The organism is Paenibacillus sp. 453mf (assembly GCF_900116105.1).
GTDB classification, from domain to species: domain Bacteria; phylum Bacillota; class Bacilli; order Paenibacillales; family Paenibacillaceae; genus Paenibacillus; species Paenibacillus provencensis.
Map to the genome: position 1 here is coordinate 321,728 of NZ_FPAC01000002.1, position 16,816 is coordinate 338,543.

Consider the following 16,816-nt stretch of genomic DNA (forward strand, 5'->3'; position numbering starts at 1 on the left):
ATACTTCATTCGGTTAAGGTTTTTTTGGCGAGTAAAGGATGGGTATAGGTTAAACTTGTCTAATATATATCAGTAGGATGAATCTGTTGCATTTTGTTCAAATTTTGAGATAATTGGTCCCACATTGCTGTCTTGAATGGCCCGAGTGGGCTATTCAACATTTCAAGTCATTTAAGTTATGCTGATGTACATAAGGCCCATTCATTGAATACTCAACACAGAAAGGAACGATAATTATGAAAAAAGTCGTTTTAATGCTAGTCCTATTCCTACTGCTGATGCCAGGAGCGGCGTTTGCGCATACGCATCTTGAAAGCTCATTGCCTGCCGATGGGGAAGAAGTCACTGCAGAGCTGACAGAGGTTCAGCTGACATTCGAAGGACCGATTGAGCAGCTGAGTACGGTAGAAGTCGTAAGTGAGAATGGTGACAAGGTAGAACTGGCTTCTACTGAAGTCGAAGGGAATGTGCTTACAGGAGCAGCTAGTGCTCCATTTGCGAATGGCAATTACACAGCGAACTGGACGATAATCGGAGAAGATGGCCATGAGGTCAAAGGCAGCGTTGCTTTTACCGTAAATACACCTGAGACAGCGCCGGAAGCAGACACACCGCCTGCAGAGGAGAATAACGGAGATACTCCTGTATCTAACGATGAACAAGGTACAGAGGAGCCTGCAGCGGATACAAGTACGGAGGCTTCCGCAGGGGAAGCAGCTGAGAATACTACAGAGGCAGCACAGCCTGAGACCGCATCCGGCGGAAACAATACAGGCATCTGGATCGCTATCGTAGTGGTCATCGTTATTGCGGGCGTTTATGTAGCGATGCGTAAGAGAGGTAAAAAATAAACATGTCTTTCCTGAGCGATGGACTATTATATATCTGCTATGCATTTCTAATGGGGAGCCTACTGGTGCAGCTTGCACCGGCAGGCTCTAAGCCGCTGGTAGAGATTCCGCGCTGGACAGTAAATTTGAGTATCGTTGGCATCATCCTGCTCGCGTCTGCTCCTCTCCTGCAGATTATTGTGAGATTTGGGCCAAGCATCGGTTATGGTCAAGCGATATCGACTGTATTGTTTACTTTCAAAGAGGGCAGAGCCTATTTAATTGTCGTCGGATTATGTACCCTGCTTCTGCTTCAATTTCTGTTGTTCAAGAACTCGCTGCAGGAGAATAAGGTGCTGTATCCATCGGTACTGATTACCATTTGTATCATTGCCATCTTCGGATGGTCCAGCCATCTGGGAGCGATCGCCGGGCTAGCAGGAGCGGCAATACAGTTTCTGCATATGCTCGGTGTAGCGGTATGGGTTGGTGTTCTGCTTGTGATCGCCTGGTTTACGCAAGAGGCGAGGAACTGGACGGCATTCCTGAAGTGGTACACACCTGTAGCCATTGGCGGTGTGCTCATGATCCTGGTCTCCGGTCTCATGACCATGTCATACACGACGCCGGAGTATGTGAACTCCTGGATGCTATCCTATGGTCAAGCGCTGCTAATGAAGCATCTGCTGTTCATTCCGCTGATCGTGTTCGGTTTTTGCAACGGATTCATCTATAAGCACAAATTAAAGTCGAACCCTAGCTTTAATCCAATCCCTTGGCTTAGAGCGGAAGCCATTATTGTGCTTCTCGTCTTTGGCTTCACGGCATTTATGAAGCTGCAGGCACCTCCGCATGAAGTGGCGGAGACGCTTAAATACAATGAGCCGTCAGCTATGTTTACACTGCTGCATCCGGAGGCAAGTCTTCCTCTATCCATGAGCTTTACCGCTTGGGCCATCATCCCCGTGGTAATCGCGCTGCTCAGTCTTGGATACATCGTGTACTCGTTCCGAGGGGATAGATTAAGACCCGGCAGCTCCCTGATTGCAGGACTTGTATTTGTAATGAGCGGCTATGCCGCAGTTATGCTGTGTGTGCAATAAAAATCAAAAGAAACAATCAGCAGCCCTTTTCGTCAGAAACAGGTGTACATCCATGAGATGAACAACACTGGTTGAACGAAAGGGGTTTTTTCATGAAGGAATTGAGGAGAAACAGAAGAATATAATGCTTCAACGCTCGACAAATTTCACGACGAGTGGAATATATCATTTGCATGGTTCAGCTATGATTGATCACACTGCGCATGCATGGTCACTCGTATTAAAGGTGATTCAGCAAGCCAGCTCGGAAAAGGATAATCCCCAGCATCACAATTACTGGTGCAGAGAAGCTCTCATCTATGAAGCGGAGCTGCTCAGCTCACTTCCTGATGAGATCTATGCCCCCAAAGGCTACTTCGTTGAAGAACAGAAGGATGGAACTATATGGATCTGGATGGAATACCTCGAAGGCACACCGCCTTCATCCCAAGCCCAGTTTGAATATGTTGCCAGGCTGCTGGGCAGATTTAATGCAGCTTACTTGGCGGGATCAAGAGCAGAATCACTCAGAGGTTACATACCGTAATATTAGACAACCTCTCCTCTTGTTTACAAATGAATGAGAGCAGATATAATTATATTCATGGAACCTATAACGATTCATAAAGTGTTATCGAATGAGACGCGTCGGGAGATTCTGGAGTGGCTTAAGAACCCGGAAATGCATTTCGGTGAGAAGTATCATCGTCCGCCTAACGGAGATGTATCAAAGGGTGTATGTGTTGGCGATATTCAAGCAAAGGCCGGACTTGCGCAATCGGTTATATCAAGCTATCTCCTTGCAATGCAGAAGGCCGGGCTGCTCATATCGGAACGAGTGGGACAGTGGACGTATTATAGACGCAATGAAGATGTCATTAAACAATTTTGTGAAGAGCTGACAAACAACTTATAAAGAAAGGAGTTCTTCGTTCTATATAATCTAGAATTTTCGATATATAGATTTCTGCGGTTGCATTTTTAATATGGAGAATTACGAAAATGACGAATTCTATCCTTTCACGAAAATATGTTATAATGGGCCGGATAAAGAGAGGATGTGAGGTAACATGGTGCGTTTTGGAATTATCGGAACGAATAAGATCACGGTTCAATTTATTGAAGCGGCATCGACTCTTCCTGATTTTAAGCTGACAGCAGTCTATTCGCGTACAGAGGAGAGAGGACGGGAATTCGCTGAACAGTATGGTGCGGAGTATATATTTACCGATCTTGAAGAAATGGCTCAAAGCGACGTGCTGGATGCGGTATACATAGCAAGTCCGAATTCGTATCACAGTAAGCAGGCGGTTCTCTTGATGCAGCACGGTAAGCATATTCTGTGTGAGAAGCCGGTGGCATCAAACAGCAAAGAGCTTGCAGATATGATTGCTGCGGCTAAGGCCAACAAGGTTGTACTTATGGAAGCTATGAAATCAACGCTTATGCCAGGGTTCAAGGCGATGCAGGAGCATATTCTCAAGCTTGGACAAGTACGTAAATATATAGTGAACTACTGTCAGTATTCATCTCGCTATGATGCCTACAAGCAAGGGGATATTCAGAATGCATTCAAGCCTGAGTTCTCAAATGGCTCACTAATGGATATCGGGATCTACTGCATCTATCCAATGGTGGTATTGTTCGGACAGCCGGAGAATGTCAAAGCGACGAGTGTTATGCTGGAATCGGGAGTAGATGGCGAAGGCAGCATCGTGCTTCAATACAAAGACATGGAGGGTGTGATCAGCTATTCGAAGATCACCAATTCCTATTTGCCCTCGGAGATCCAAGGTGAAGAGGGCAGCATGATCATTGATCATATTAATGTACCCGGAGCGGTAACCGTACGATATAGAAATGGTGACTCCTTGCAAATATCGGGTCCAGATGATGCACCCGCCATGAAGTATGAAGCGGCAGAGTTTATCAGGCTCATTCGCAGCGGTGAACTGGAATCGGCGAATAATTCTCACCAGCATTCCAGCATAACAATGGAGATTATGGATACAGTCCGCAAGCAGATTGGACTCGTTTATCCCGCTGATCGCTGAGGATAGACTGTTAAACCAAAAAACCCGGAACGCGAGCATCCTCTGCGTTGCCGGGTTAATCTTAATTTAGAGCAACAAGAGAATCGTTAAGTAACTCCGTTGCTTGCTCTGGTGAAACATTCCGAGCATAAATGAGCTCGCTGATCACGAGCTTTCGGGCATTGTTCAGCATGTTTTTGTCCGTCCATCCCAAAGTTTTGCGAGTCATCAGTTTGCTTAGATCACGGATAACTTGAATCTCCATACAAATGTCTCCGGTTTTCAGTTTGCCGAGCATCATTTGTTGCCTTGTGTTCGGATTCGAGGGGATCTCTTCGCATTCTTCTTGGAAAATAGCTTTAGCCAGCATCAATGTTGCTTCATCACTGATGCAGCGAATTCCGAGTGAATCTATTTTCGCTACAGGTATGCTTACATTCATTAAAGGGTGGTCAATGTGAACCACAAAATACCACTGTTTCTCACCGAGAAATTCTTTCTCTTCTAAAGAATGAATAAAACCTGCGCCGTACATTGGATAAAAAACAATATCTCCCACTTGATACATAAATAAAGGCCCCTTTTCTCTAAGATCTAAAGATGTTAACTTTTAATGGAGTGAAAGCATCAACAATCATAATCGTAACGGCAGCTAGGCGCGATTAAGATCGATGATTATCTTATCCTCCAACAACTTTGCTTGAGACTTGGAGCTTAATTTAAAGAATACCGAGGCATCTCTGTTTCTATTATAGCATAGCTATGTTTTCTTGATGGCGCAGGAAAATGACGGGAGACTATAGCTGAGCATATTTAACTTAATAAAAGTCCGGGCCCAGGTCATATTCGACCTGGGCCCGGATTGGATACTGCTATAACTTATCTAAATTTAAAGTGTTGCGTTTGTTTTGTTGTTCTCTACGGACAACTGCTCTGGATAACCGTAAGTTCCGTGCTCACTCATATCCAGACCGATCAATTCTTCCTCTTCCGATACACGAATTCCGATCGTTTTCTTCATTACCCAGAGAATTGCATAGGATACGATGAAAGCGTATAGTCCACAAGCGATAACGCCCATAGCTTGAACGCCTAGCTGACCGAAGCCGCCGCCGTAGAAGAGACCCGCATTACCAACACCCAGCTTCTCAACGAGCTCTGGCGTTGCGAAGAAACCAGTGGAGAGTGTTCCCCAGATCCCTGCCGTACCATGAGCGGAAAGTGCTGCAATGGGATCGTCGATGCCAAGGTTCTCAAACATACGGATACTGAAGAATACGAGGACACCAGCGATAAGACCGATCACAATTGCTGCCCAAGAATCTACATAAGCACAAGACGCAGTAATAGCAACGAGACCAGCAAGAGTACCGTTCAGCATCATGGATACATCCGCTTTACCCATAACAGCCCAAGCGATCAGAAGAGCGGCTACCGCACCGGCTGCTGCGCCGAGCTGAGTATTGATAGCGACATAACCGAAGAAGTTTCCATCTTCAACTGTAATCGTACTGCCTGCGTTAAATCCAAACCAGCCTACCCACAGAATCATAACACCGAGTGTAGTGAAGACTTGGTTATGACCAGGCATATTGAGAGGTTTGCGATCTTTATTATATTTACCGATACGTGGTTTGAGCAGAAGTGTGGCTGCAAGCGCCGCACAAGCACCCGTCAAATGGACAACGGTAGATCCGGCGAAGTCTTGATCCCCGTGATCCGCGAGCCAGCCGCCGCCCCAGATCCAGTGAGCGATAACCGGATATACAAGGATAGAGAACAGTGCTGCAAAGATCAAGTAAGCGGAAAGCTTAGCTCTCTCTGCGAAGCCGCCCCATGCGATGGACATTGAGACTGCTGCAAAAGCCAATTGGAAGATGAACATAACGGTTGGTGCTACGGTGCTGTCAGCCGGAACCTCCGGTTCATTAAAGAAGAAGTAATCTCCCCAGCCGATTAAAGAATTACCTTGACCACCAAAAATAAGTGCATATCCTACTGCCCAGAATACTACGGACACAATACCTACTGTAAAGATCGTTTTACCTGCGACGTGCCCGGCATTCTTCATCCGAGTCGATCCTGCTTCGAGCAAGATAAATCCGCCTTGCATGAACAGTACAAGAATAGCTCCTAGCATTACCCATATGCTGTTAATTCCGATTTCCATCTGATTCACTCCTTGTGTATGATGTGTGATGCGCCCCTTCTTACTTCTTAACATCCGTTACTTCAACCTTAATCTGTAAATCACAACCTTCGAAATAGCCTAGTCGCTTCAGAATAGAGCTGAGTGTCGAAATAACCTTGTTTCGTGAAATCACTCTATTCAGCTGCAAAGGTAATGACTTGGCCGTTGAGACACGGACAACCTGTACTCGCCTGGATCAGAACGTTTACGTATTCTACAAAAAGATGAAGCAGAGTATGAAACATTATTGATCAACCAGCCAGTTAGTTACCAATGAATCTCAGAAGATTTAAGGTTCCTTATTTAAAGGCTCTGACCGTATTTTAGGTGCAAAAGCACTTGTTGTCAATATATCTAACATAAGATCTTTTGTATTTTCTTCTTTTTTCATAAAATTTGCATATTCATTTGCACTTTATCACCTAGTTAGTAAGAATGGCATGCGAATACACTGTATAATTCCTACTTTGGTTAGCGTTTATAGAATGGTATTGAAGTAGTAATGAGGAGGAGTAATTGATAGAATAGTTAACATGAAGCAGGGCTTAAAGAATTATTGAAACGAAAATTGGAGATGACCGTATTATTGTTACGTTATTTTCAGTAGAATGTATGTAGGAAGGGTTGGAGCTTTTATACAGTTAGAGAGGGATGCGGCTGCATGGAACAAGAGAAGGTGTGGCCAGACAGGTTCAAGAGATTTTTTCTTAACAATAAATTCGTGTTGTTCCTGCTGGTCGTTTTATTAGTTGGGCTGAATGTCATGGTGTTCAGCAAAATATCTTTTATTTTTCTCCCGATTGAAGTTTTGCTCAAGACGATTATACTGCCCATCATATTAACGGGTGTTGTATACTATCTGCTTAATCCGATTGTGGATATTCTTGAGAGACGCAGAGTGAAGCGCGTATACTCTATACTTATTTTATATCTGCTGATCGCCGCAATTATTACTATTGTTGTTCTGGCGGTCATACCGGTCGTTCGTCAGCAGATCACAGATCTGGTTAGAAACTTCCCTGTTTATTACGAGAATGTTGTGCTTCAATTTGAACAATTTATAGGTACAGGTTACTTAACGCAGGTTGAGCAGACCCTCCGCATTAATTTCAATGATATTGTGGGAAGTCTGTCCGAGCGAGTGAGCACCATTGTAGATTCGACGGTTACGGGGATTGGAGGCTTCCTGGGTGTATTGACAGAAACCGTTCTCGCGATCATCACGGTACCTTTCATTCTGTTCTACTTGCTGAAGGACGGGAAGAAGCTCCCTAGCTATTTGCTGTCTTTCTTGCCTACGAATATCCGCGGAAGCACTTCCCGAGTGCTCTCTGAATCTAATCATCAGATCAGCTCTTATATCCGCGGTCAGATTATTGTCAGTTTCTGTATCGGTGTTCTGCTATACATCGGCTACATCATCATCGGACTTGATTATGCATTGATTCTCGCGGTCATTGCTGCTTGTACCGCAATTGTACCTTATCTCGGTCCAGCTATTGCCATCACGCCTGCTCTGATCGTAGCGGCGGTGACTTCGCCGATCATGCTGCTCAAGATGATTGCGGTATGGACGATTGTACAGCTCGTTGAAGGTAAATTTATTTCACCTCAGATTATGGGTAAATCGCTTAAGGTTCATCCGATTACGATTATCTTCGTTATTCTGACAGCAGGCAATCTGTTTGGAGTGGTCGGCATTCTGCTAGCGGTACCAGGTTACGCCGTGCTGAAGGTGGTCTTCACCCATCTCTTTAACTGGTTTAAGGACCAATCGGGCCTGTATGATCCGGAGAATCGAGAAGACAGCTCCAAACGATAACGAATTGAGAAAATGGGAAATACGTTTTATAAAACGTAAAGCGCTCAGGATATCAGGGCTATGCAGCCTGATTCCACTGAGCGCTTTTTTTGCTGTGTTCTTTTTACATACTATTGAATCAATTTCATAACACATCGCAGCTAAAGGCGTGATGAAATTAACTTTATTCATGTTTAATATGCTGAAGTGTCTGGATAAAAATTTGCTCGATATGTCCGTCATCCAGGGAATAGTAAACCGTCTTGCCCTCCTTGCGACGCTTGACAATACGCATGTTGCGCAGAGAACGCAGCTGATGAGAGATAGCAGATTGGCCCATCTCAAGCAGTACAGTCAGGTCATGAACGCATAATTCGCGCTGTAGAAGTGCATCTATTATCCGAAGACGTGTTGGGTCACTGAATGCCTTGAACCAATCCGCCATTTGAACAGAAGTTGGTTTATCTATCAGGGACATCTTCGTCAGATCAAGCTGTGCCTCGGTTCCGAAGCAGGTAGGCTCGCATTCCTCGACGACAGGGATTGCTTTTTGTTCTTTCATGTATATCACCGCCTCTTTAATAGCTCTATTATAGCCAAAATGAGGTGGTGTGCATAAAGATAAATTTTAAGAACACAAAAGATTGACTTCTTTTTGGCTCGTTGCATATAATGGATTCATAACATATGAATGATTGCTCATATATTGATGTTGTTTGACGGGAAGAGGAGATGACACATGGTGAGTACTAATACAAGTCAAATAAAGAAAGATCTGCTTCTGGAAGGACTGGACTGTGCCAATTGTGCCCGTAAGATCGAAGAGGGTGTAGGCAAGATCGGTGGAGTATCTTCCGTTGCTGTCAATTTTGCAACGACGAGAATGAGCATTACTGCCGATGCGGACAGATCAGAGGAAGTGCTCGCTGAAGCTGCCAAGAAAGTAAAGCGAATTGAGCCGCATATTCGTGTGTCGGTTATCGAACCGGCAGATGCAGCAGCTCATCGTCATAAAGAGGGTCATGACCATGGTGCTTCCCATTCACATGCAGGACATCATCATGACACAGGAGCTGCTAAGCTGTGGAAACGGGGTGCACGCCTTGCCGTCGGCACAGGGCTTGCAGTAGCTGCTGCTCTCGTACCCATGTCAGGCTATGCTGAGATTGGTTTGTTCATCCTTGCGTATTTGCTGGTCGGCGGTGATGTTGTATGGCAGGCGGTTCGCAATATCGCAAGGGGACAGTTGTTTGACGAATATTTCCTAATGACCATAGCGACGATTGGAGCCTTTGCTATCCAGGAATATCCTGAAGCCGTTGCTGTAATGCTGTTCTACCAGGTCGGTGAGATGTTCCAAAGTCTTGCGGTAAACCGTTCACGCAAGTCGATCCAGTCATTAATGGATATACGTCCTGACTATGCTAACCTCGAGACAGCGGAGGGTGTAGTCAGAGTGTCCCCAGAGCAGGTAAGAATTGGCGAACGCATAGTTGTAAAGCCTGGAGAGCGTGTACCACTCGACGGCAAGGTGATCAGCGGAACCTCAATGATGGACACTTCCGCACTTACAGGGGAATCTGTTCCAAGAGAAGCTGCGCCAGACAGTGAAGTGCTGAGCGGCTTCGTGAATCTAAATGGTGTGCTTACCATGGAAGTATCCAAGGATTACAGTGAATCGACGGTGTCTAAAATTTTGGAGCTCGTTCAAAATGCAACAAGCAAAAAGGCACCTACAGAGACGTTTATTAACAAATTCGCTCGTGTTTACACGCCAATTGTCGTCATTGTTGCAGCCTTGCTGGCTGTAATCCCGCCACTAGTGATCAGTGGGGCGGAATTCTCTGATTGGCTCTACCGTGCACTTGTCTTTCTAGTCATATCTTGTCCATGTGCGCTTGTGGTGTCCATTCCACTGGGTTTCTTCGGAGGGATTGGGGCAGCCTCGAGAGCGGGGGTGCTGGTCAAAGGCGGCAATTACTTGGAGGCGTTAGGTGATGTTACAACGATCGTCTTCGATAAGACGGGAACGCTGACAGAAGGTGTATTTCAGGTTACGGGAATATATCCGGCAGAAACCGCGCAGCAGGATCAAGAAGAGCTGCTCAAGTACGCAGCCTATGCAGAGTATCATTCCAATCATCCCATTGCTGAATCCATCCGAATCGCATATGGTCATGATCTGAACCAAGATCTGATCGGAAGCTATGAAGAATTAAGCGGATATGGGATCAGAGCGCTGCTTGACGGTACTGAGGTGCTTGCGGGAAATAAGAAGCTTATGGAGCAGCAAGGGATTCCATATACAGAGCCAGTGCAGCACGGTACTGTAGTTCATATTGCGATAGGCGGAAGCTATGCAGGGCATATCGTTATCTCTGATAAGGTGAAGCAGGATGCCGTAAGAGCTATTAAGGAACTAAAGGCACTGAATATAACGAAGACGGTTATGCTGACCGGAGATGCACGTTCCGTCGCGGAGACGGTGGGAGAGAAGCTCGGTATAGATGAGATTCATGCAGAGCTGCTCCCCGCTGACAAGGTGGAGCAATTGGAACGGCTGGTAGAGAACAAGCCGGCCAAGGAGAAGGTAATGTTCGTTGGAGACGGTATTAATGATACACCAGTGCTTGCACGCGCTGATGTCGGTGCGGCCATGGGTGGGCTCGGCTCGGATGCTGCAATTGAGGCCGCTGATATCGTCATTATGACAGATGAACCTTCGAAGATTGCCACGGCGATCCGTATCGCGAAACGGACGAGAGTGATCATCTGGCAGAACATCATCTTTGCTCTTGTGGTGAAGGGGCTGTTTCTCATCCTTGGGGCCTTTGGGATTGCAGAGATGTGGGAGGCAGTATTCTCCGACGTAGGCGTTACGGTGCTTGCCGTGCTCAATTCCATGCGGATCTTGAAATATAAAGGCTAGACCCTTTGCATACAGGTTCAAAAAAGCTTATTCTCTCACTGTGAGAGAATAAGCTTTTTTGGTTTCATCCGGTAATTTCTTATAGCAGTTTATGCTGTCCAAGGAATAAGATTTACACTTTATGCTCCCGCTTTTCGCAAGGCTTTCAGCTTGTTTGCTTTTCTCCGGTTGCTGCTGATCGTAAGCTGGCGGTGCCTCGGGGAGCGTATAACCCAGCGTTTGAAAGCAGCGGTACCGGCAATGCTGGTCAGCATTGGGGAAGGGGCATGAATATAACTGAGTGCTGCATACAAGCATGAATTGACCAGAATTTCGGTAAATACAAAATAAGCAATATCTGAGCTATTGACGATGATGACAGTGTATTTTGGCCTGGAAGGATTGGAGATGGCATCTGATCCATATACACCTATAACACGGTATTTCATGGTGCTGCCCCTTTCGTGTCTAGGACCCATCGTCCTCACATTAGTTTGTTTATTTTATGTCCTTCTGGCTTGACCCTATGTATGCTGCTAGAGCTGGGCGTAAGCTCGCTGGGTAATAGAGATGGAGACGAAGAGCCAGAACATTATCAATAGATTTTTGTCAATGAGGAGGAAATAATATGCACAAACAACGGTTATATATCGGAGGAGAATGGATAGAAGGAGCCTCGTGGAAGACGCTGTATTCCCCCTATTCCGGGGAGGCTATTGCAGAGATCGCTGTGGCTGAGGAGAAGCAGGTAGAAGCTGCAATTGCGAGTGCCGAAGAAGCTTATGCGGTGACCCGGCGTATGCCGGCGCATGAACGCTCTGCAATACTTAATAAGGTTGTGGACCTGCTCCATCATCGGCTTGAGGAAGCAGCCGTTCTTATAGCAAGAGAGGCGGCTAAGCCAATGAAGGCAGCAAGAGCCGAGGTCAAGAGAACAATAGAAACGTACCGTTTTGCAGCAGAGGAAGCTCGCCGGATCCAAGGAGAGTCTCTGCCGATGGATGCCGCACCCGGAGGGGAGGGGAGAGTCGCTTATACTATGAGAGAGCCGGTCGGTGTGGTCGGGGCTATCACCCCGTTTAACTTCCCGATGAATCTGGTTGCACACAAGCTGGGTCCGGCTTTGGCCGCAGGGAATACGGTTGTACTTAAGCCAGCGGGTCAGACGCCGTTATCCGCTTATTTCATAGCTGAACTGTTTGAGGAGGCGGGACTGCCCAAGGGGGCTCTCAATGTAGTGAGCGGGAGCGGCAAAACGATTGGAGATATATTGGTGACTGATGAACGGGTCAAGCATATTACTTTTACTGGCAGTCCTGGTGTAGGTAAGGGGATTCGAGCGAAGGCCGGGCTCAAAGGGGTGACGCTGGAGCTGGGCTCGAATTCAGCTGTCATTGTGGATGAGGAGATCAACAATCTGGAGGCTGCTGCTGAACGTATTGCACAAGGCTCATTTGCTTATCAGGGACAAGTCTGTATTTCGGTCCAGCGGATCTATGTGCACGAGTCGGCAGCTTCATCATTTATCGAGCTGCTTAGAGAGAAGACAGAGGCGCTGAATGCGGGCGATCCGCTAGACTCATCTACGGATGTGTCAGCCTTGATCTCGGAGGAGGATACGAGCAGAGTACTGGAGTGGATCCGGGAAGCTGTCAGTGAAGGTGCTGAGCTCATTACCGGTGGTGAGGTCTCACAACGAGTACTTGCGCCAACGATAATGACGAATGTTCCGCATTCGGCGAAGCTGTCCAGTCAGGAAGTGTTTGGACCCGTTGTTGTGGTCCATGAAGTGAGCTCCATTGATGAAGCAATTGAGAAGGTGAATGATTCGGTATACGGGCTTCAAGCAGGGATCTATACGAATAATATTCATCACGCGCTGAAGGCGGCTGATTTATTGGAAGTAGGAGGAGTGATCATCAACGATATCCCGACATTCCGGCTGGATCATATGCCATACGGCGGCGTCAAGCAGAGCGGATATGGACGTGAGGGTATCAAATATGCCGTAGAAGCAATGACAGAGCTGAAGCTCGTTGTCATGAATCGTAACTTATAGGACCTTGAACATTAATATAAGGCAAGCCATATTTAATAAAAAGAAACCCGCGCTCTTTAGCAAAAAAAGAGGCCGGGTTTCTAGATAAGTTGAGCATGGCATGAGAACATCATGCCATGCTATTGGTGTTGAACAATAGGCTATTGTTTATCATGAACGCCTTCGGTTCTATAATTCTATAACAACCAAGTGTTCTACAGCTGCTCTGCCAGAATACTAACAAAGTTCTCCAGGAACGCCTGATCTTCTTCGTCGAAACGGTTAAGCAGCGGGCTGTCGATATCAAGCACGCCAAACAGTTCGCCATTCTTCACAATCGGCACGACAATCTCGCTGTTCGTCGCTGCATCACAAGCAATGTGTCCAGGGAAGTCATGAACATTACGAACAAGCTGAGTTTTGCGCTCCCCTGCAGCTGTTCCGCACACGCCGCGTCCAAGCGCAATACGAATGCAGGCAGGCAGTCCTTGGAAGGGACCTAGTACAAGCTCTGTGCCATCGTATACATAGAATCCGACCCAGTTAATGTCCTTAAGGAATACATTCAGCAGAGCGGAGGCATTGGCCATATTAGCTACTGCATCAGGTTCTTCATAAATTAAGCCCTTCAATTGATCAAGAACAGCTTGGTACTGCTCGCTTCGGGTACCTTCATAAGTCATCGTGTGGAACATTTCTTATCACCTTCCGGTATAAATAGCGTAGCTATAATTTTAAGTGGATATCCTTGTCATTGTAAGGGATTGACGTTTCTTAAGCAAGAGGATTGGTGAAGTAAATACTGTAAGCGAAGTCGGAAAGGGGTTATGAACTATGCTCGCAGATGTGCAAAATTTATTCATTCGTATTCATATGCTTCATCTCGCTCAAACGGAGGATCTGACGGTTTCAGACGTCCTGACACGGCTGGAGGCGTTAGACTACCGAGTCGGTGAACGGGAAGTGAAACAGGAGCTGGAGAGACTGACGCAGGAGAACTTTCTGACTTCCCATAACGAACAATTCAGCATTACAGGTGCGGGAATTGATGAATTCAAGGAAATTCAGACGGTTCTGAACACCGTGTGCTCTGAAGTGGGAGAAACGAATAAAGTGTAGTTTACTCCGGTGGCTTATTCATTTGGGTCATCAGCAAAAAAAGTCCGTCACCTCTAAAATGATGCTCCCTCGCTGTCATTACTGACACGCTTGCAGGAAGTTCACTTCAGGGGTATCGGACTTTTTTCGTTTACATCATCATCTTCTTCATCCCCATTGGGTCCGCAGCGGCTGTTCCACCGAAGCAGAGGAGGATTGAAGAGAGGATGAAGGATATAGCTGAATATGCTCACGCTCTAGTACTTCGTCAATAAACTCAGCAACCTGTGTACGATATAATTGCGGGTTGACCATATAAGCGTTGGCATGGACAGCACCTTCGATCATGAGCAGCCTTTTGAACCCTTTTTTAACTGTATATAAATCCTCGCTCATCTTCGTAGGTACGAAGCGATCCTCTGTACCGTGAATAAACAGGGTGGGAATGTCGCTGATTTGTACAGCCTTCGTCGGAGATACCTGCTCGAAACGGAAGCCTGCTTTTTTCATAACACGCCGGCTAACCAAATAGTAGAAGCAGGATACAGGATAGAGACGAACTCTTCTCAGCTGATATTTCATCAGCTCGGTCAGATCGGAATAGGGGCAGTCCGCAACAATGAACCTGACATTAGAAGCAGCCATTGCGCTGTATTCCAGTACAGTGCCTCCGCCAAAGGATTGACCGTGCAGACCAATAACACAGTTCTCGCCAGCACGTTGATTTACAAATTCCACCCAGTCTTCAATATCGTATTTTTCCTTATAGCCGAACGTCGTGTAGATTCCCTCGCTCTTGCCATGTCTGCGCTGATCTACAAGCAGGAGATTAAAGCCGGACTCCTGAAACATTTGGATATACTGGGTTGAAATAAAGTGCGAGGCCGTATAGCCGTGAACGATAATCATCCAGCGCTTGGAGGAGGGATTCGGCTCGATCATTACCCCATGTAGCTTAAGTCCATCTAGGCTTCGTATCCATACATCCTCCTTCTGAAGCTTCTTGAAATCGGAGCGATGATACACACCGGCTTTTTCAAGGAGTGAAAATAGATAATCTTCGCTGCGTACTTTCATCCGTATCATCTGTCTGAATCCAAACGAAACGATGCCTTCAATGAGGAAATAGACCGAGAGGAGCAAAAAAGCGATTTGATACATATGTGAGAAGACCCTCCTTTCAACATCGGCAATAGTATTTGTTAAAATGACAGTGGTCATTCGTGTCCACTTCAATTCAGTTACCTATTATTAAACGCTTGCCACCATTTCAATCCTGTGATTAGATAAACTACAATTGGAGATATCCATTCCAGTACATTAGTACATTAGCTGAAGGAGTATGAAGTGATGTATGTATGCGGCGGTTACATTCCTGAGCTGAAGACGGAGCGTTTGCTGCTACGCAAGCTTACGCGAACAGATAGCAAAGAGATCTACACCATTTGGTCCGATCCTAAGGTTACAACCTATATGAACATCGCAGCGATGCACAGCGTTCAGGAAGCAGAGGATATGATTGATTTACTGGATCAGGCATCCAAGACGGAGGATGGCTTCCGTTGGGCCATTATCCTCAGAGAGAGCGGTGCTGTAATCGGCAGCTGCGGATATAATTATTGGCAGCTTCAAGGTGCATTTCGTGGCGAGATTGGCTATGAGCTGGCTTCCTCCCATTGGCGCAAGGGTTATATGACAGAGGCGCTCCAAGCTGTACTGCAATATGGATTTGAGACGATGGGACTCAATCGGATTGAAGCGCTGGTTGATCCAAGAAATACAGCTTCACAGCAGCTGCTTCATGCTCTGTCATTTCAGTGTGAAGGCCTGCTTAGGCAGCTGCACTATACATCGACTGGATATAAGGATATGCAAATGCACTCCATTTTGTTTGAGGAATGGAAATATAGATAGAAATCTGAAAAATGAAGGAGGAATTTGGAGTCATGCTGCTTCAATATCGGAGGGGGACCTCTCTGCTGCATCAGATCAGCCCTATGAGCAAATTGGTGATGCTTGCGGCGTGGACCGTGGCCGTTCTGAACTCGGAGCATTTGCTGGTGCAAGGACTGATGTTCCTGATACTGCTGGCTGTAGGTAGATTAGGAGCAGGGCTGCCCTTCTCTCAGCTGAGGAAAGCGGTCTTCTTCGTGCTTAGCTTTGGTCTCCCGTATTTTGTCTTAACCACACTCGCGGTGCCTGGGAAGGAAACGTTATGGGAGCTGGGTCCAATTCATATAGCAGAGGACAGCATGTTGCTGGCAGGTGCACTTTCCTTGCGTATGTTTAATTTGTTTCTCTCATCTCTGCTGTTTATTACAACAACCGATCCGCGTGATTTTGTTCATTCGCTGACGCTGCGATTGAAGGTTCCATACCGGTTTGCGTTTGGCGTCTCGATTGCCCTCACGTTTCTGCCTTTACTGGAAGAGGAGGGAAGAGTTATTGCTCAGGCGCACAAGGTGAGAGGAAGCGAAGCGAGAGCAGGAATCAGCAACAAGCTTCGTTATTATCGGAATTATGGTGTATCTATTCTGGTGAACTGTATACGGCGAGTGCAGCAAACGGCCGGAGCCATGGAGGCAAAAGGGTTTGGAGCCTATCCGGAGCGTACGTATTTAAGGGTTCGCGTGTTCTCGCGTTATGGTCCGTGGATGGCGGGTGGCAGTGTACTTCTGCTGGTACTGATTGGCGTGATGGGGGAAGTGAAGTGAGTGCATTGCATCATCTTTTTAAAAGCGTGGAAATGAGTTCAAGTTAATCGAGATATGGGTATGGGGATGTCAATTTAAGTGTGATATAGACGGGGAGCGGGTTATTCCGGTCTTATTGTTA

The 16,816-nt window shown here is 46.4% G+C and carries 17 protein-coding genes; 11 read left to right on the plus strand and 6 right to left on the minus strand.

Annotation, left to right across the window (positions count from 1 at the left end; genetic code table 11):
* The first annotated feature begins 236 nt into the window (after window positions 1–236).
* From BM415_RS15705 to BM415_RS15725, 5 genes are all read left to right on the plus strand, one after another.
* Window positions 237–851, plus strand: coding sequence for a copper resistance CopC family protein (locus tag BM415_RS15705; RefSeq protein ID WP_091159668.1), 615 nt, complete (start codon window positions 237–239; stop codon window positions 849–851).
* Window positions 852–853: 2 nt separating this feature from the next.
* Window positions 854–1,933 (plus strand): copper resistance D family protein, encoded by a 1,080-nt coding sequence (locus BM415_RS15710; protein WP_091159670.1) that lies wholly within the window; start codon window positions 854–856, stop codon window positions 1,931–1,933.
* Between the two features lie 124 nt (window positions 1,934–2,057).
* Window positions 2,058–2,459: a hypothetical protein gene (locus BM415_RS15715; RefSeq protein ID WP_091159671.1), complete on the plus strand. Its 402-nt coding sequence runs from the start codon at window positions 2,058–2,060 to the stop codon at window positions 2,457–2,459.
* Window positions 2,460–2,516: 57 nt separating this feature from the next.
* Window positions 2,517–2,828, plus strand: a complete 312-nt coding sequence (locus BM415_RS15720; protein WP_091159673.1) for an ArsR/SmtB family transcription factor — start codon at window positions 2,517–2,519, stop codon at window positions 2,826–2,828.
* A 154-nt stretch (window positions 2,829–2,982) separates the two neighbouring features.
* Window positions 2,983–3,966, plus strand: coding sequence for a Gfo/Idh/MocA family protein (locus tag BM415_RS15725; protein WP_091159674.1), 984 nt, complete (start codon window positions 2,983–2,985; stop codon window positions 3,964–3,966).
* A 61-nt stretch (window positions 3,967–4,027) separates the two neighbouring features.
* Here the strand turns inward: BM415_RS15725 and BM415_RS15730 are convergent, their stop codons facing one another.
* Window positions 4,028–4,513: a CarD family transcriptional regulator gene (locus tag BM415_RS15730; protein ID WP_091159676.1), complete on the minus strand. Its 486-nt coding sequence runs from the start codon at window positions 4,511–4,513 to the stop codon at window positions 4,028–4,030.
* A 321-nt stretch (window positions 4,514–4,834) separates the two neighbouring features.
* Entirely contained in the window at window positions 4,835–6,115 is a 1,281-nt protein-coding gene (locus BM415_RS15735; protein ID WP_091159677.1) for an ammonium transporter, read from the minus strand.
* Between the two features lie 682 nt (window positions 6,116–6,797).
* Here BM415_RS15735 and BM415_RS15740 point away from each other — a divergent pair.
* A complete protein-coding gene (locus BM415_RS15740; protein ID WP_091159679.1) occupies window positions 6,798–7,958 on the plus strand; it encodes an AI-2E family transporter in 1,161 nt (386 codons plus the stop codon).
* A 163-nt stretch (window positions 7,959–8,121) separates the two neighbouring features.
* On the opposite strand, the gene BM415_RS15745 is transcribed toward BM415_RS15740, so the two are convergent.
* Complete coding sequence (locus tag BM415_RS15745) at window positions 8,122–8,499, minus strand: ArsR/SmtB family transcription factor (RefSeq protein WP_091159680.1); 378 nt, start codon at window positions 8,497–8,499, stop codon at window positions 8,122–8,124.
* 177 nt (window positions 8,500–8,676) lie between these two features.
* Here BM415_RS15745 and BM415_RS15750 point away from each other — a divergent pair, with 177 nt between their 5' ends.
* Window positions 8,677–10,866 (plus strand): heavy metal translocating P-type ATPase, encoded by a 2,190-nt coding sequence (locus BM415_RS15750; RefSeq protein ID WP_091159682.1) that lies wholly within the window; start codon window positions 8,677–8,679, stop codon window positions 10,864–10,866.
* A gap of 119 nt (window positions 10,867–10,985) precedes the next feature.
* Here BM415_RS15750 and BM415_RS15755 read toward each other — a convergent pair whose 3' ends face one another.
* Complete coding sequence (locus BM415_RS15755; protein WP_091159683.1) at window positions 10,986–11,294, minus strand: hypothetical protein; 309 nt, start codon at window positions 11,292–11,294, stop codon at window positions 10,986–10,988.
* A 179-nt stretch (window positions 11,295–11,473) separates the two neighbouring features.
* On the opposite strand from BM415_RS15755, the gene BM415_RS15760 reads away from it, so the two are divergent.
* The gene (locus tag BM415_RS15760; RefSeq protein WP_091159685.1) at window positions 11,474–12,904 is read left to right on the plus strand and encodes an aldehyde dehydrogenase family protein; all 1,431 of its coding nucleotides are present in this window, start codon (window positions 11,474–11,476) and stop codon (window positions 12,902–12,904) included.
* A 194-nt stretch (window positions 12,905–13,098) separates the two neighbouring features.
* On the opposite strand, the gene BM415_RS15765 is transcribed toward BM415_RS15760, so the two are convergent.
* On the minus strand, window positions 13,099–13,578 hold the full coding sequence (locus tag BM415_RS15765) for a GAF domain-containing protein (RefSeq protein ID WP_091159686.1): 480 nt from the start codon (window positions 13,576–13,578) through the stop codon (window positions 13,099–13,101).
* 139 nt (window positions 13,579–13,717) lie between these two features.
* On the opposite strand from BM415_RS15765, the gene BM415_RS15770 reads away from it, so the two are divergent.
* On the plus strand, window positions 13,718–14,002 hold the full coding sequence (locus BM415_RS15770) for a hypothetical protein (RefSeq protein WP_091159688.1): 285 nt from the start codon (window positions 13,718–13,720) through the stop codon (window positions 14,000–14,002).
* Window positions 14,003–14,149: 147 nt separating this feature from the next.
* On the opposite strand, the gene BM415_RS15775 is transcribed toward BM415_RS15770, so the two are convergent.
* Window positions 14,150–15,142: an alpha/beta hydrolase gene (locus tag BM415_RS15775; protein ID WP_091159689.1), complete on the minus strand. Its 993-nt coding sequence runs from the start codon at window positions 15,140–15,142 to the stop codon at window positions 14,150–14,152.
* 189 nt (window positions 15,143–15,331) lie between these two features.
* On the opposite strand from BM415_RS15775, the gene BM415_RS15780 reads away from it, so the two are divergent.
* Window positions 15,332–15,895 (plus strand): GNAT family N-acetyltransferase, encoded by a 564-nt coding sequence (locus BM415_RS15780; protein ID WP_091159691.1) that lies wholly within the window; start codon window positions 15,332–15,334, stop codon window positions 15,893–15,895.
* A gap of 32 nt (window positions 15,896–15,927) precedes the next feature.
* Window positions 15,928–16,695, plus strand: a complete 768-nt coding sequence (locus BM415_RS15785; protein ID WP_170862511.1) for an energy-coupling factor transporter transmembrane component T family protein — start codon at window positions 15,928–15,930, stop codon at window positions 16,693–16,695.
* Window positions 16,696–16,816: the final 121 nt, after the last annotated feature.

Bases quoted from the DNA above. Each gene is read 5' to 3' on its own strand.
- BM415_RS15705 (WP_091159668.1), top strand. From the start codon at position 237: ATGAAAAAAGTCGTTTTAATGCTAGTCCTATTCCTACTGCTGATGCCA.
- BM415_RS15710 (WP_091159670.1), top strand. From the start codon at position 854: ATGTCTTTCCTGAGCGATGGACTATTATATATCTGCTATGCATTTCTA.
- BM415_RS15715 (WP_091159671.1), top strand. From the start codon at position 2,058: ATGCTTCAACGCTCGACAAATTTCACGACGAGTGGAATATATCATTTG.
- BM415_RS15720 (WP_091159673.1), top strand. From the start codon at position 2,517: ATGGAACCTATAACGATTCATAAAGTGTTATCGAATGAGACGCGTCGG.
- BM415_RS15725 (WP_091159674.1), top strand. From the start codon at position 2,983: ATGGTGCGTTTTGGAATTATCGGAACGAATAAGATCACGGTTCAATTT.
- BM415_RS15730 (WP_091159676.1), bottom strand. From the start codon at position 4,513: ATGTATCAAGTGGGAGATATTGTTTTTTATCCAATGTACGGCGCAGGT.
- BM415_RS15735 (WP_091159677.1), bottom strand. From the start codon at position 6,115: ATGGAAATCGGAATTAACAGCATATGGGTAATGCTAGGAGCTATTCTT.
- BM415_RS15740 (WP_091159679.1), top strand. From the start codon at position 6,798: ATGGAACAAGAGAAGGTGTGGCCAGACAGGTTCAAGAGATTTTTTCTT.
- BM415_RS15745 (WP_091159680.1), bottom strand. From the start codon at position 8,499: ATGAAAGAACAAAAAGCAATCCCTGTCGTCGAGGAATGCGAGCCTACC.
- BM415_RS15750 (WP_091159682.1), top strand. From the start codon at position 8,677: ATGGTGAGTACTAATACAAGTCAAATAAAGAAAGATCTGCTTCTGGAA.
- BM415_RS15755 (WP_091159683.1), bottom strand. From the start codon at position 11,294: ATGAAATACCGTGTTATAGGTGTATATGGATCAGATGCCATCTCCAAT.
- BM415_RS15760 (WP_091159685.1), top strand. From the start codon at position 11,474: ATGCACAAACAACGGTTATATATCGGAGGAGAATGGATAGAAGGAGCC.
- BM415_RS15765 (WP_091159686.1), bottom strand. From the start codon at position 13,578: ATGTTCCACACGATGACTTATGAAGGTACCCGAAGCGAGCAGTACCAA.
- BM415_RS15770 (WP_091159688.1), top strand. From the start codon at position 13,718: ATGCTCGCAGATGTGCAAAATTTATTCATTCGTATTCATATGCTTCAT.
- BM415_RS15775 (WP_091159689.1), bottom strand. From the start codon at position 15,142: ATGTATCAAATCGCTTTTTTGCTCCTCTCGGTCTATTTCCTCATTGAA.
- BM415_RS15780 (WP_091159691.1), top strand. From the start codon at position 15,332: ATGTATGTATGCGGCGGTTACATTCCTGAGCTGAAGACGGAGCGTTTG.
- BM415_RS15785 (WP_170862511.1), top strand. From the start codon at position 15,928: ATGCTGCTTCAATATCGGAGGGGGACCTCTCTGCTGCATCAGATCAGC.